Here is a 14,501-nt window from a genome sequence, read left to right as displayed (position 1 = left end):
ATCGCTGCATCCGGCGATCGCCCTCTTGCTTCATCCGTCATTCTGACAAGCCACGTCCTTACTTTTATGGAATGAGCTATGTCTGCCACTAAACCAACACGTCGCCAGCAACGCGAACACGCCCAGCGCTTTATCGATACTCTGGAAGGTACTGTCTTCCCCGGCTCCCGACGCATCTATATTCAGGGTTCGCAGCCGGACATTCGCGTGCCCATGCGTGAAATTCAGCTCAGCCCGACGCCAGTCGGCGGCACTAAAGACGCGCCACGTTTTGAAGAAAACGAAGCGATCCCGGTGTATGACACCTCCGGTCCGTACGGCGATCCCTCCATTACTATTAACGTCCGGCAGGGGCTGGCCAGGCTGCGAAGCCCGTGGATTGCGGCGCGTGGCGCGACGGCAGGCCAGTGCGTGACCCAGTTGCACTATGCCCGCCAGGGGATTGTCACGCCGGAGATGGAATTTATCGCCATCCGTGAAAACATGGGCCGCGAGCGCATTCGTGCTGATGTCCTGCGCCAGCAGCATACTGGCGAAGGCTTTGGCGCGCGTCTGCCGGAAAACATCACCCCTGAATTTGTACGCGATGAAGTGGCCGCCGGGCGCGCCATTATTCCCGCCAATATTAACCATCCGGAATCCGAGCCGATGATCATTGGGCGTAATTTCCTGGTGAAAGTAAACGCCAATATTGGCAATTCGGCGGTCAGCTCCTCCATCGAAGAGGAAGTGGAAAAGCTGGTGTGGGCCACCCGCTGGGGGGCTGATACCGTGATGGATCTCTCCACCGGCCGTAATATCCATGAAACCCGCGAATGGATCCTGCGCAACAGCCCGGTCCCCATCGGCACGGTGCCGGTTTACCAGGCGCTGGAGAAGGTCAACGGCATTGCGGAAAACTTAAGCTGGGAAGTATTCCGCGAGACGCTGCTGGAGCAGGCGGAACAGGGCGTCGATTACTTCACTATTCACGCCGGTGTGCTGCTGCGTTATGTGCCGATGACGGCAAAACGTCTGACGGGTATCGTCTCCCGTGGCGGCTCGATCATGGCGAAATGGTGCCTGTCCCATCATCAGGAAAATTTCCTTTACGAACGTTTCCGCGACATCTGCGAAATCTGCGCGGCCTATGACGTCTCCCTGTCGCTGGGGGACGGTCTGCGTCCCGGCTCCATTCAGGATGCTAACGACGAAGCGCAGTTTGCCGAGCTGCATACGCTGGGCGAGCTGACGAAAATCGCCTGGGAGTATGACGTTCAGGTGATGATTGAAGGCCCGGGCCATGTGCCGATGCATATGATCCGCCGCAATATGACCGAACAGCTGGAGCACTGTCACGAAGCGCCCTTCTACACCCTCGGCCCGCTGACCACCGATATTGCGCCGGGCTACGACCATTTCACCTCCGGCATTGGTGCGGCGATGATCGGCTGGTTTGGCTGCGCGATGCTCTGTTACGTAACGCCAAAAGAGCACCTCGGCCTGCCGAACAAAGAGGACGTCAAGCAGGGATTAATCACCTATAAGATCGCCGCTCACGCCGCCGATTTAGCCAAAGGCCATCCTGGGGCGCAGATCCGCGATAACGCCATGTCAAAAGCGCGCTTTGAATTCCGCTGGGAAGATCAGTTTAACCTGGCGCTCGATCCCTTTACCGCCCGCGCTTACCACGATGAGACGCTGCCGCAGGAGTCCGGCAAAGTGGCGCACTTCTGCTCGATGTGCGGCCCGAAATTCTGCTCGATGAAAATCAGCCAGGAAGTGCGCGACTTCGCGGCACAGCAGGCGGTTGATGCCGGCATGGCGGATAAATCCAACGACTTCCGCGCTCGGGGCGGCGAAATCTATCTCCGGCAGGAGGAGGTGTAATGTACCAGCCTGATTTTCCGCCGGTGCCCTTCCGGCTCGGGCTTTATCCGGTGGTCGACAGCGTGGTCTGGATCAAGCGTCTGCTCGGCGCCGGGGTGCGGACGCTGCAACTGCGCATCAAAGATAAGCGCGACGATGAGGTGGAAGCCGATGTTATCGCCGCTATCGCCCTTGGCCGCCGCTATCAGGCGCGGCTGTTCATTAACGATTACTGGCGGCTGGCGATCAAACATGGCGCTTACGGCGTGCACCTCGGGCAGGAGGATTTACAGGACACCGATTTGACAGCGATCCGCGCGGCAGGTTTACGACTTGGCGTATCGACCCACGACGATATGGAAATCGACGTCGCGCTGGCGGCAAAACCGTCCTATATCGCCCTCGGCCATGTCTTCCCGACGCAAACCAAACAGATGCCTTCTGCCCCGCAGGGGCTGGCGCAACTGGCGCAGCATATCGCCCGGCTGAAAGATTATCCGACGGTCGCCATCGGCGGTATCAGCACTGAACGCGCGCCTGCGGTGCTGGCGACCGGCGTGGGCAGCATCGCGGTGGTCAGCGCCATCACCGCTGCCGATGACTGGCAGGCGGCAACCCGGCAGTTGCTGGATCTGGCGGGGGTGGGCGATGAATGACAATGATTTCATGCGCTACAGCCGCCAGATCCTGCTGGAAGACATCGCCATTGACGGGCAGCAAAAATTGCTTGCCAGCCGGGTGCTGATTGTCGGGCTTGGCGGGCTCGGCTCTCCGGCGGCGCTGTATCTGGCGGCGGCAGGCGTGGGAACGCTGGCGCTCGCCGATGACGACGCGGTGCACCTCAGTAATCTGCAACGGCAGATCCTCTTCACCACAGAGGATATTAATCGCCCAAAATCACAGGCTGCGGCGCAGCGCTTACAGCAGCTCAATCCGGACACTGAACTGATCGCCCTGAATCAGCGTTTAGCGGGCGATGCGCTGCATCAGGAAGTGGCCCGTGCCGATGTGGTGCTGGATTGCAGCGATAACATGGCCACCCGCCAGGCAATCAATGCCGCCTGCGTGGCGAGCAATACGCCGCTCATCAGCGCCAGCGCCGTGGGCTTTGGCGGGCAGTTGATGGTGCTGACGCCGCCGTGGACGCAGGGCTGCTATCGCTGCCTGTGGCCGGATGACGCAGAGCCTGAGCGCAACTGCCGCACGGCTGGCGTCATCGGCCCGGTGGTGGGCGTGATGGGCAGCCTACAGGCGCTGGAAACCATCAAGCTGTTAACCGGCATAACGCCTGCGCAAGGTGAACTGCGGCTGTTCGATGCCCGCAGCCATCACTGGCGCACCATCACCCTTCAGCGGGCGGCAAACTGCCCGGCGTGCGGAGGTCTGCATGCGCATTCTGTTTAATGATGAGCCGATGCAGTGCGCCGACGCGCTGACCGTCAGCGCCCTGCTGACGCAGCTTAATCAGCTTACGCCTGGCATGGCGCTGGCGCTCAATCAGCACATCCTTCCCCGGGATCGCTGGGATCAACAATTGTTGCAGGATGGCGATCGGATCCTGCTTTTTCAGGTCATCGCCGGAGGCTGATATGTTACGCATTGCTGATAAAACCTTTGTTTCGCACCTTTTTACCGGGACGGGGAAATTCGCCTCACCCGCGCTGATGATGAACGCGATCCGTGCCTCCGGTAGCCAGCTGGTCACCCTGGCAATGAAGCGCGTCGATTTGCGCCAGCGCAGTGATGATCTGCTGGCACCGCTGCTGGAAGCCGGCGTGACGCTGCTGCCAAACACGTCCGGCGCAAAAAATGCCGAAGAAGCCGTGTTTGCCGCACAGCTGGCAAGGGAAGCGCTCGGTACACACTGGCTGAAGCTGGAGATCCACCCGGATCCGCGCTGGCTGCTGCCCGATCCCATTGAAACCCTGAAAGCCGCGGAGATTCTGGTAAAGCAGGGCTTTATCGTGCTGCCCTATTGCAGCGCCGATCCGGTGTTATGCAAACGGCTGGAGGAAGCGGGCTGCGCGGCGGTAATGCCGCTGGGCGCGCCTATCGGCTCCAATCAGGGGCTGGAAACCCGCGCGATGCTGGAAATCATCATCGCCCAGGCAGGCGTGCCCGTGGTGGTGGATGCCGGGATAGGCGCCCCCAGCCATGCGGCACAGGCGCTGGAAATGGGCGCGGATGCAGTACTGGTGAATACCGCCATTGCCGTGGCTGACGATCCGGTGAAGATGGCTCATGCATTCCGCCTCGCCGTTGAAGCCGGCGTGCTGGCGCGTGAAGCGGTGCCGGGCGCCCGGCACTCCTTCGCACAGGCCACCAGCCCGCTGACCGGTTTTCTGGAGGCGCAGCCATGAATACCTTCACTGACCGCTGGCGGCAGCTGGACTGGGATGACATCCGCCTGCGTATTCACAGTAAAACCGCCCGGGACGTCGAACGGGCGCTCAGCGCCACGCAGCTCACCCGCGAGGATATGATGGCGCTGCTCTCTCCGGCTGCCAGCGCGTTTCTGGAGCCGCTGGCGCAACGTTCGCAGCAACTGACCCGTCAGCGTTTTGGCAACACGGTCAGTTTCTACGTACCGCTGTACCTGTCGAACCTATGYGCCAACGACTGCACCTACTGCGGTTTTTCGATGAGCAACCGCATTAAGCGCAAGACACTCGACGACGATGAGATCGCCCGCGAGTGCGCCGCCATCCGTCAGATGGGCTTTGAACACATTTTGCTGGTGACCGGCGAGCATGAAAAGAAAACCGGTATGGACTATTTCCGCCAGCAGATCCCGGCGATTCGCCGCCAGTTCGCCTCGCTGCATATGGAAGTGCAGCCGCTGTCGCAGGCGGAGTATGCGGAGCTGAAAGCGCTCGGCCTCGACGGTGTGATGGTGTATCAGGAGACTTATCATGAAGGGGTTTACGCCAGGCACCATCTGAAAGGCAAAAAGCAGGACTTCTTCTGGCGGCTGGAGACCCCGGACCGGCTGGGCCGCGCGGGTATCGATAAAATCGGGCTTGGCGCATTGATCGGTTTGTCGGATGACTGGCGGGTGGACTGCTTTATGGTGGCGGAGCATCTGCTGTGGCTGCAAAAACAGTACTGGCAGAGCCGCTACTCCATCTCTTTCCCGCGTCTGCGCCCCTGCACCGGCGGTATCGAACCCGCCTCCATTATGGATGAGCGTCAGCTGGTGCAAGCCCTGTGCGCGTTTCGCCTGTTCGCACCGGAGGTGGAACTGTCGCTGTCAACGCGGGAATCGCCGTGGTTCCGCGACAATGTGATCCCGCTGGCGATAAACAACGTGAGCGCTTTTTCGAAAACGCAGCCCGGCGGCTATGCGGATGATCATCCGGAACTGGAGCAGTTCGCGCCCCATGACGGGCGTCGCCCGCAAGAGGTGGCAAGCGCGCTGATGCGTCGTGGTTTACAGCCCGTATGGAAAGACTGGGACAGCTGGCTGGGGCGCAATTTGTAACCGGTTTCACCTTAAGCGGGTTTCTTTGTGATGCCCGACACACAATCACTGCAAAGCGGTTGTTGATCCCCGGGGGTGGGATAATTATCAGTTATCCCATCTACATCGAGGCTAACTATGAAAAACATCGTTTTATGCTGTGCTGCCGGTATGTCCACCAGCATGTTGGTTCAACGTATGAAAGATGCGGCGCAGAAAAAAGGCGTCGAGGTGACCATCAAAGCCGTTCCGGTGGCGGAGTTTAAGGACAATATCGCAACCGCCGATATTGTCCTGCTGGGACCCCAGGTGAAATATGAACTGGCCAAGCTTCAGGCGCAGGCTGAGCCGCTGGGCAAAAAGGTCGCCGTTATCGATATGATGGATTACGGCATGATGAAAGGTGATGTCGTACTGGAAAAAGCCCTTAAGCTGCTGGAGTGATCGCATGGAAGATTTGGAAACTATCATCATGGAATTGCTGGTTAACGCGGGCGCAGCACGCAGCGAAGCGTTAACGGCGCTACAGCTGGCGCGTCAGGGGGATTTCGCAGGCGCTGAGGCCGCTATGACGGAGTCGCGGGAATACGTTAAGCATGCCCATAAAATCCAGACGCAGCTGATAGGTCTTGATGAAGGTGAAGGCAAATTGCCGGTGAATCTGATCACCGTGCATTCGCAGGATCATCTGATGAACGCCATGGTGATTCAGGATCTGGCCGGCGATATGATTGAACTGTACCGCCGTTTACCGCCGTTGAATTAATTCCTGTTTTAAGAGCAAAAAAAAACCCGCCGAAGCGGGTTTTTTATTATCGGGCTGTTAACGATTACTCGTTGTCAGAACCGCCCAGGCCTGCGTTCAGCAGTTCTGCCAGGCTGGCAGACGCGTCTTCAGCAGTCACCTGCGGTGCAGCCGGGAGTTCACCCGCAGCACGACGGCGCATACGATCCTGATGGTACGCGTAACCGGTACCAGCCGGGATCAGACGACCCACGATAACGTTCTCTTTCAGACCGCGCAGTTCGTCGCGTTTGCCCGCAACGGCTGCTTCGGTAAGCACACGAGTGGTCTCCTGGAACGATGCCGCGGAGATGAAGGACTCGGTTGCCAGAGACGCTTTGGTGATACCCAGCAGATCGCGAGCATAGGTCGCTGCGATTTTGCCGTTCGCTTCCAGTTCGCGGTTAGCGATCTTGACGCGAGAGTATTCAGCCTGCTCACCTTCGAGGAAGTCAGAGCTTCCTGCGTTCTCGATGGTGGCTTTACGCAGCATCTGACGCACGATAACTTCGATGTGCTTATCGTTGATCTTAACGCCCTGCAGACGGTAAACGTCCTGTACTTCGTTGGTGATATAACGCGTAACGGCGTGAACACCACGAAGACGCAGAATGTCGTGCGGCGCTTCCGGACCATCCGAAACCACATCACCACGTTCTACACGTTCACCTTCAAACACGTTGAGCTGACGCCATTTCGGGATCATCTCTTCGTACGGCTCGCTGCCATCAACCGGGGTGATAACCAGACGACGTTTCCCTTTGGTTTCTTTACCGAAGGAAATGATGCCGCTGATTTCAGCCAGGATTGCCGGCTCTTTCGGACGACGTGCTTCGAACAGGTCAGCAACACGCGGCAGACCACCGGTGATGTCTTTAGTACCGCCGGATTCCATCGGAATACGCGCCAGGGTGTCACCACCGCTGATCTGTACGCCGTCTTCCAGCTGCACAATCGCTTTACCTGGCAGGAAGTACTGAGCTGGCATATCGGTACCAGGGATCAGAACATCGTTACCGTTGGCATCAACGATTTTCAGCGCCGGACGCAGATCTTTACCGCCCGCGGTACGTTCTGCAGAATCCAGAACCACCAGCGAAGACAGACCGGTCAGTTCGTCGGTCTGACGAGTAATCGTCTGGCCGTCGATCATATCGGTGAAGCGGATATAACCCGCTACTTCGGTGATAACCGGCATGGTGTGCGGATCCCAGTTTGCTACGGTTTCGCCGCCTGCAACCTGCTCGCCATCACCCTTCGCCATGACCGCACCGTAAGGCACTTTATAGCTTTCTTTGGTACGACCGAATTCGTCGATCAGTTTCAGCTCGGTGTTACGGGAGGTCACAACCAGTTTACCGCTGGAGTTCACAACCGATTTCGCGTTGCTGAGACGGATGCTACCTTTGTTTTTCACCTGGATGCTGGATTCAGCAGCCGCACGAGATGCCGCACCACCGATGTGGAACGTACGCATCGTCAGCTGTGTACCCGGCTCACCGATGGACTGTGCCGCGATAACGCCGATTGCTTCACCTTTGTTGATGATGTGGCCACGCGCCAGGTCACGACCATAGCAGTGTGCACATACACCAAAGTCGGTGTCACAGGATACAACGGAACGCACTTTCACGCTGTCTACGGAGTTCGCTTCCAGCAGGTCACACCATTGCTCATGCAGCAGCGTGTTGCGTGGAACCAGAATGTCCGCGGTACCTGGTTTCAGTACGTCTTCAGCGGTCACACGACCCAGAACGCGATCGCGCAGCGGCTCTTTAACATCACCACCCTCGATAACCGGGGTCATGGTGATACCTTCGAGGGTGCCACAATCGTCTTCGGTAACCACCAGATCCTGCGCAACGTCAACCAGACGACGCGTCAGATAACCGGAGTTCGCCGTTTTCAGTGCGGTATCCGCCAGACCTTTACGCGCACCGTGCGTGGAGATGAAGTACTGGAGTACGTTCAGACCTTCACGGAAGTTCGCGGTGATCGGCGTTTCGATGATGGAGCCATCCGGCTTCGCCATCAGACCACGCATACCTGCCAGCTGACGAATCTGTGCCGCAGAACCACGCGCACCGGAGTCGGCCATCATGTAAATGCTGTTGAAGGAAACCTGCTGCTCTTCGACGCCGTCACGGTTAATAACGGTTTCGGTTTGCAGGTTGTCCATCATCGCTTTAGATACACGATCGTTCGCCGCAGCCCAGATATCGATAACTTTGTTATAGCGTTCGCCCGCAGTTACCAGACCAGACTGGAACTGTTCCTGAATTTCAGCAACTTCCGCTTCCGCTTCGCTGATGATTTCAGTTTTCTTCTCAGGGATCACCATATCGTCGATACCAACGGATGCACCTGAACGCGCTGCATAAGCAAAGCCGGTGTACATCGTCTGGTCAGCAAAGATAACGGTCGGTTTCAGGCCCAGAATGCGGTAACAGGTGTTCAGCATTTTGGAGATCGCTTTCTTGCCCAGCGCCTGGTTGACGATGGAGAAAGGCAGACCTTTCGGTACGATCATCCACAGGATCGCACGACCAATGGTCGTATCAATCAGGCTGGTTTTCGCAACGAATTCGCCCTGTGCATCTTTTTCATATTCGGTGATACGCACTTTTACACGCGCATGCAGAGAGGCCAGGCCAGCGCGATAAATACGCTCAGCTTCTTTCGGGCCAGTCAGCACCATGCCTTCGCCTTTGGCGTTAACACAGTCACGGGTCATGTAGTACAGACCCAGTACAACGTCCTGAGACGGAACGATGATTGGTTCGCCGTTCGCCGGAGACAGAATGTTGTTGGTAGACATCATCAGCGCACGCGCTTCCAGCTGAGCTTCAAGCGTCAGCGGAACGTGTACTGCCATCTGGTCACCATCGAAGTCGGCGTTATAAGCCGCACAAACCAGCGGGTGCAGCTGGATTGCTTTACCTTCGATCAGTACCGGTTCAAATGCCTGGATACCCAAACGGTGCAGTGTTGGTGCACGGTTCAGCAGTACCGGGTGTTCGCGGATAACTTCGTCCAGGATATCCCAAACGACAGCTTCTTCGCGCTCAACCATTTTCTTGGCAGCTTTGATGGTGGTAGCAAGACCACGCAGTTCCAGCTTGCCGTAGATGAACGGTTTGAACAGCTCCAGCGCCATTTTCTTCGGCAGACCGCACTGATGCAGACGCAGGTATGGACCTACGGTGATAACAGAACGACCGGAGTAGTCAACACGCTTACCGAGCAGGTTCTGACGGAAACGACCCTGTTTACCTTTGATCATATCGGCCAAAGATTTCAGAGGACGCTTGTTAGAACCGGTGATCGCACGACCGCGACGACCGTTATCCAGCAGGGCATCTACTGCTTCCTGCAGCATACGTTTTTCGTTACGTACAATGATGTCCGGCGCAGCCAGATCCAGCAGACGTTTCAGACGGTTGTTACGGTTGATAACGCGACGATACAGATCGTTCAGATCCGACGTTGCGAAACGACCACCATCCAGCGGTACCAGCGGACGCAGATCTGGCGGCAGAACCGGCAGAACGGTCAGGATCATCCACTCTGGCTTGTTGCCAGACATGACGAACGCTTCCAGCAGCTTGATACGCTTGGTCAGCTTTTTACGCTTGGTTTCGGAGTTAGTTTCGTTCAGCTCTTCACGCAGCTGCTCGCACTCTTTCTCCAGATCCATGCTTTTCAGCAGGGCCTGGATCGCTTCCGCACCCATTTTCGCGTCGAATTCGTCACCGAACTCTTCCAGCGCGTCCAGATACTGTTCTTCGGTCAGGATCTGGTTACGTTCCAGATTGGTCATACCGCCTTCGATAACCACATAGGATTCGAAGTACAGAACACGTTCGATATCGCGCAGCGGCATATCCAGCAGCAGGCCGATACGGGACGGCAGAGATTTCAGGAACCAGATATGCGCAGTCGGAGAGGCCAGTTCGATGTGGCCCATGCGCTCACGGCGCACTTTGGTCTGGGTCACTTCAACGCCGCACTTCTCACAGATCACACCACGGTGTTTCAGGCGCTTGTACTTACCGCACAGGCACTCATAGTCTTTTACTGGCCCGAAAATACGCGCACAGAAAAGGCCGTCACGCTCAGGTTTGAACGTACGGTAGTTGATGGTTTCCGGCTTCTTAACTTCACCGAAAGACCATGAACGGATCATGTCTGGCGAGGCCAGCGCAATTTTGATCGCATCAAACTCTTCGGTTTTAGTCTGCGCTTTCAGAAACTTTAATAAATCTTTCACGGATTTGCTCCCGTCGGAGTTAGCACAATCTGGCGCCGGGAGTGACCCCGGCACCAGTGACCTGTTTGAGCGAGAGTTACTCGTCTTCCAGTTCGATGTTGATACCCAGCGAACGGATCTCTTTCAACAGTACGTTGAAGGATTCCGGCATGCCCGGTTCCATCTGATGGTTGCCGTCCACGATGTTTTTATACATCTTGGTACGACCATTAACGTCATCAGACTTAACGGTGAGCATTTCCTGCAGGGTGTATGCCGCGCCATATGCTTCCAGCGCCCACACTTCCATCTCCCCGAAGCGCTGACCACCGAACTGCGCCTTACCACCCAGCGGCTGCTGAGTAACCAGGCTGTAAGAACCGGTAGAACGCGCATGCATTTTGTCATCAACCAGGTGGTTCAGTTTCAGCATGTACATATAGCCGACGGTAACCTGGCGCTCGAATTGCTCACCAGTACGGCCGTCGAACAGGGTAATCTGACCGGAAGTCGGCAGGCCACCCAGCTGTAACAGTTCCTTGATTTCAGACTCTTTCGCACCGTCGAATACCGGCGTTGCGATCGGCATACCTTTACGCAGGTTCTCAGCCAGACGCAGAACTTCTTCATCAGTGAAGGTGTTCAGGTCAACTTTCTGACGAACGTCGGAGCCCAGATCGTAAGCACGCTGGATGAATTCGCGCAGTTTCGCGACTTCCTGCTGCTGTTTCAGCATGGCGTTGATCTTATCGCCGATACCTTTAGCAGCCATACCCAGGTGCGTTTCCAGGATCTGACCGATGTTCATACGAGACGGTACGCCCAGCGGGTTCAGTACGATGTCTACCGGCGTGCCGTTTTCATCGTAAGGCATATCTTCGATCGGGTTGATCTTAGAGATAACACCCTTGTTACCGTGACGACCCGCCATTTTGTCACCCGGCTGGATCTGACGTTTAACGGCCAGATACACTTTAACGATTTTCAGCACGCCCGGTGCCAGGTCATCGCCCTGAGTGATTTTGCGACGTTTCGCTTCGAGTTTTTTCTCGAACTCGTGCTTCAGTTCGTCATACTGCTCAGCCAGCTGTTCCAGCTGATTTTGTTTGCTTTCGTCGGTCAGACCGAGTTCCAGCCAGCGGTCGCGCGGCAGTTTGTCGAGCTTCTCAGCTTCAACACCACCGGAAACCAGCACGGCATGGATACGGCTGAACAGGCCAGCTTCGAGGATCTGCAGTTCTTCAGACAGGTCTTTTTTCGCCTGCTTCAGCTGCATCTCTTCGATTTCCAGCGCACGTTTGTCTTTTTCCACGCCATCGCGGGTAAAGACCTGAACGTCGATAACGGTACCGGAAACGCCGTTCGGCACGCGCAGAGAAGAGTCTTTAACGTCAGACGCTTTCTCACCGAAGATCGCACGCAGCAGTTTTTCTTCCGGCGTCAGCTGGGTTTCACCTTTCGGCGTCACCTTGCCCACCAGAATGTCGCCGCCGGTCACTTCTGCACCGATGTAAACGATACCGGATTCATCCAGTTTGGAGAGCGCTGCTTCACCCACGTTCGGGATGTCGGCGGTGATCTCTTCCGGCCCCAGCTTGGTGTCACGGGACACACACGCCAGTTCCTGAATATGGATGGTGGTGAAACGATCTTCCTGAACCACACGCTCGGAGACGAGGATGGAGTCTTCGAAGTTGTAACCATTCCACGGCATGAAGGCTACGCGCATGTTCTGACCGAGCGCCAGTTCACCGAGGTCGGTGGACGGACCGTCTGCCAGCACGTCGCCGCGCTCAATTGGCTCACCCAGAGATACGCAAGGCATCTGGTTGATGCAGGTGTTCTGGTTAGAACGGGTGTATTTGGTCAGGTTATAAATGTCGATACCTGCTTCGCCCGGGTACATCTCGTCTTCGTTAACTTTGATAACGATACGGGAAGCATCCACGTACTGAACGGTACCGCCACGCTTAGCAACAGCAGTAACACCGGAGTCAACGGCAACAGCACGTTCCATACCAGTACCAACCAGCGGCTTATCAGCGCGCAGAGTCGGAACGGCCTGACGTTGCATGTTCGCACCCATCAATGCACGGTTGGCGTCATCGTGTTCCAGGAACGGGATCAGGGACGCACCGACGGAAACCACCTGCTGGGTGGAAACGTCCATGTAGTCAACCTGGTCGTTGCTGAACAAGCTGGATTCGCCTTTGCTACGGCAGGTAACGAGATCGTCAACAAAGCGACCTTCTTCATCCAGGTTGGTGTTCGCCTGAGCGATAACGTAGTTACCTTCTTCGATAGCAGAAAGGTAATGGATCTCGTCAGTCACCACGCCGTCAGTCACTTTACGATACGGAGTCTCAAGGAAGCCGTATTCGTTAGTCTGTGCATAAACGGACAGGGAGTTGATCAGACCGATGTTCGGACCTTCAGGCGTTTCGATTGGACATACGCGACCGTAGTGAGTCGGGTGTACGTCTCGAACTTCAAAGCCTGCGCGCTCACGGGTCAGACCGCCCGGGCCGAGTGCGGAGATACGACGCTTGTGCGTGATCTCAGACAGCGGGTTGTTCTGGTCCATAAACTGAGACAGCTGGCTGGAACCGAAGAACTCTTTCACTGCTGCGGAAATCGGCTTGGCGTTGATCATATCCTGAGGCATCAGGGTATCCAGATCGCCCAGAGACAAACGCTCTTTCACCGCACGCTCTACACGTACCAGGCCAACGCGGAACTGGTTTTCCGCCATCTCGCCAACGGAACGGATACGACGGTTGCCGAGGTGGTCGATATCGTCCACTTCGCCTTTACCGTTACGGATACCGATGAGCTTCTTCATCACTTCAATGATGTCGTCTTTGCTCAGGATACCGGAACCTTCGATTTCGTCGCGCAGCAGAGAACGGTTGAACTTCATACGACCAACCGCTGACAGGTCATAGCGGTCTTCGGAGAAGAATAGGTTCTCGAACAGGCTTTCAGCCGCTTCGCGCGTCGGTGGTTCACCTGGGCGCATCATGCGGTAGATTTCAACCAGCGCGCTCAGACGATCGTTGGTTGGGTCGACACGGATAGTCTCAGAAATGTAAGCGCCGTGATCCAGGTCGTTGGTAAACAGCGTTTCGATACGCTTATGACCGGCCTGGCTCAGCTTCGCCAACAGATCCAGAGAGAGTTCCATGTTTGCTGCGCAAATCAGCTCGCCAGTAGACTCATCAACGTAGTCTTTAGCGGCAACTTTGCCTGCAATGTACTCAACCGGGACTTCAATCAGTTTGATATCGTCTTTTTCCAGCTGGCGAATGTGACGCGCGGTAATACGACGCGCTTTTTCCACATACACTTTGCCGTTAGCTTCGATGTCGAAGGAGGCGGTTTCACCACGAAGGCGTTCCGGCACCAGTTCCATCTGCAGCTTGTTATCACGAATTTCAAAGACGACTTTTTCAAAGAACAGGTCAAGGATCTGCTCAGTGGTGTAATTCAGTGCACGCAGGATGATAGTCGCTGGCAGTTTGCGGCGACGGTCAATACGTACGAACAGGTTGTCTTTCGGATCGAACTCGAAGTCCAGCCATGAACCGCGGTAAGGAATGATACGCGCGTTATACAGCACTTTACCTGAAGAGTGAGTTTTACCTTTGTCGCTGTCAAAGAATACGCCAGGACTACGGTGAAGCTGAGACACGATAACGCGCTCAGTACCGTTAATAACAAAGGTACCGTTGTCGGTCATGAGCGGAATTTCGCCCATGTAAACTTCTTGCTCTTTGATGTCTTTAACGGTGCCTTCCGGCGCTTCGCGCTCGTAGATCACCAGACGCAGTTTCACACGCAGCGGTGCCGAGTAGGTCACGCCACGGATCTGGCATTCTTTTACATCAAAGACAGGCTCGCCAAGACGGTAACTGACGTATTGCAGTTCCGAGTTGCCGCTGTAGCTCGTGATCGGGAACACGGAACGGAATGCTGCTTCCAGACCGTACTGCCCTTCAGGATCTTGCTCGATAAACTTCTGGAACGAGTCAAGCTGGATAGAAAGGAGATATGGAATGTCCAGTACTTGCGGACGTTTTCCAAAATCCTTACGAATACGTTTTTTCTCGGTATAGGAGTAAACCATTAGGGTTCCTCAGCTCGCTGACAAGTCGACCCAT

The 14,501-nt window shown here is 56.1% G+C and carries 10 protein-coding genes; 8 read left to right on the top strand and 2 right to left on the bottom strand.

The window, feature by feature from the left end; translation table 11 throughout:
* The first annotated feature begins 78 nt into the window (after positions 1-78).
* From thiC to QRD42_RS06180, 8 genes are all read left to right on the top strand, one after another.
* Entirely contained in the window at positions 79-1,869 is a 1,791-nt protein-coding gene (gene thiC / locus QRD42_RS06215) for a phosphomethylpyrimidine synthase ThiC (RefSeq protein WP_321988420.1), read from the top strand.
* Positions 1,869-2,504 carry a thiamine phosphate synthase gene (gene thiE, locus QRD42_RS06210; protein WP_321988419.1) on the top strand — a complete coding sequence of 212 codons (636 nt, stop codon included), beginning with the start codon at positions 1,869-1,871 and terminating at the stop codon, positions 2,502-2,504. The genes thiC and thiE overlap by 1 nt, the downstream gene beginning before the upstream one ends.
* Positions 2,497-3,252: a thiazole biosynthesis adenylyltransferase ThiF gene (thiF, locus tag QRD42_RS06205; RefSeq protein WP_321988418.1), complete on the top strand. Its 756-nt coding sequence runs from the start codon at positions 2,497-2,499 to the stop codon at positions 3,250-3,252. Before thiE ends, thiF begins: the two co-directional genes overlap by 8 nt.
* Positions 3,236-3,436, top strand: a complete 201-nt coding sequence (thiS, locus tag QRD42_RS06200) for a sulfur carrier protein ThiS (protein WP_072571604.1) — start codon at positions 3,236-3,238, stop codon at positions 3,434-3,436. The genes thiF and thiS overlap by 17 nt, the downstream gene beginning before the upstream one ends.
* A 1-nt stretch (position 3,437) precedes the next feature.
* Complete coding sequence (gene thiG / locus QRD42_RS06195; protein WP_321988417.1) at positions 3,438-4,208, top strand: thiazole synthase; 771 nt, start codon at positions 3,438-3,440, stop codon at positions 4,206-4,208.
* Complete coding sequence (gene thiH, locus QRD42_RS06190) at positions 4,205-5,329, top strand: 2-iminoacetate synthase ThiH (RefSeq protein ID WP_321988416.1); 1,125 nt, start codon at positions 4,205-4,207, stop codon at positions 5,327-5,329. The genes thiG and thiH overlap by 4 nt, the downstream gene beginning before the upstream one ends.
* A gap of 117 nt (positions 5,330-5,446) precedes the next feature.
* Complete coding sequence (locus QRD42_RS06185) at positions 5,447-5,752, top strand: PTS sugar transporter subunit IIB (RefSeq protein ID WP_072571607.1); 306 nt, start codon at positions 5,447-5,449, stop codon at positions 5,750-5,752.
* A 4-nt stretch (positions 5,753-5,756) separates the two neighbouring features.
* Positions 5,757-6,074, top strand: a complete 318-nt coding sequence (locus QRD42_RS06180; RefSeq protein ID WP_072571608.1) for a PTS lactose/cellobiose transporter subunit IIA — start codon at positions 5,757-5,759, stop codon at positions 6,072-6,074.
* A gap of 64 nt (positions 6,075-6,138) precedes the next feature.
* Here the strand turns inward: QRD42_RS06180 and rpoC are convergent, their stop codons facing one another.
* Positions 6,139-10,362 carry a DNA-directed RNA polymerase subunit beta' gene (gene rpoC / locus QRD42_RS06175; RefSeq protein ID WP_072571609.1) on the bottom strand — a complete coding sequence of 1,408 codons (4,224 nt, stop codon included), beginning with the start codon at positions 10,360-10,362 and terminating at the stop codon, positions 6,139-6,141.
* Between the two features lie 76 nt (positions 10,363-10,438).
* Positions 10,439-14,467, bottom strand: a complete 4,029-nt coding sequence (gene rpoB, locus QRD42_RS06170; RefSeq protein WP_072571610.1) for a DNA-directed RNA polymerase subunit beta — start codon at positions 14,465-14,467, stop codon at positions 10,439-10,441.
* Positions 14,468-14,501: the final 34 nt, after the last annotated feature.

Origin of the sequence: Enterobacter sp. PGRG2, from assembly GCF_030291195.1 — a bacterium.
Lineage (GTDB): Bacteria > Pseudomonadota > Gammaproteobacteria > Enterobacterales > Enterobacteriaceae > Enterobacter_D.
Note: the sequence above shows the minus strand (reverse complement) of the source record. Positions and strands in the feature narration are given on the sequence as shown.

Excerpts from the sequence above, each read along its gene's own strand:
- thiS (WP_072571604.1), top strand. The coding sequence starts at position 3,236 with ATGCGCATTCTGTTTAATGATGAGCCGATGCAGTGCGCCGACGCGCTG.
- thiC (WP_321988420.1), top strand. The coding sequence starts at position 79 with ATGTCTGCCACTAAACCAACACGTCGCCAGCAACGCGAACACGCCCAG.
- QRD42_RS06180 (WP_072571608.1), top strand. The coding sequence starts at position 5,757 with ATGGAAGATTTGGAAACTATCATCATGGAATTGCTGGTTAACGCGGGC.
- thiE (WP_321988419.1), top strand. The coding sequence starts at position 1,869 with ATGTACCAGCCTGATTTTCCGCCGGTGCCCTTCCGGCTCGGGCTTTAT.
- QRD42_RS06185 (WP_072571607.1), top strand. The coding sequence starts at position 5,447 with ATGAAAAACATCGTTTTATGCTGTGCTGCCGGTATGTCCACCAGCATG.
- rpoB (WP_072571610.1), bottom strand. The coding sequence starts at position 14,467 with ATGGTTTACTCCTATACCGAGAAAAAACGTATTCGTAAGGATTTTGGA.
- thiG (WP_321988417.1), top strand. The coding sequence starts at position 3,438 with ATGTTACGCATTGCTGATAAAACCTTTGTTTCGCACCTTTTTACCGGG.
- thiF (WP_321988418.1), top strand. The coding sequence starts at position 2,497 with ATGAATGACAATGATTTCATGCGCTACAGCCGCCAGATCCTGCTGGAA.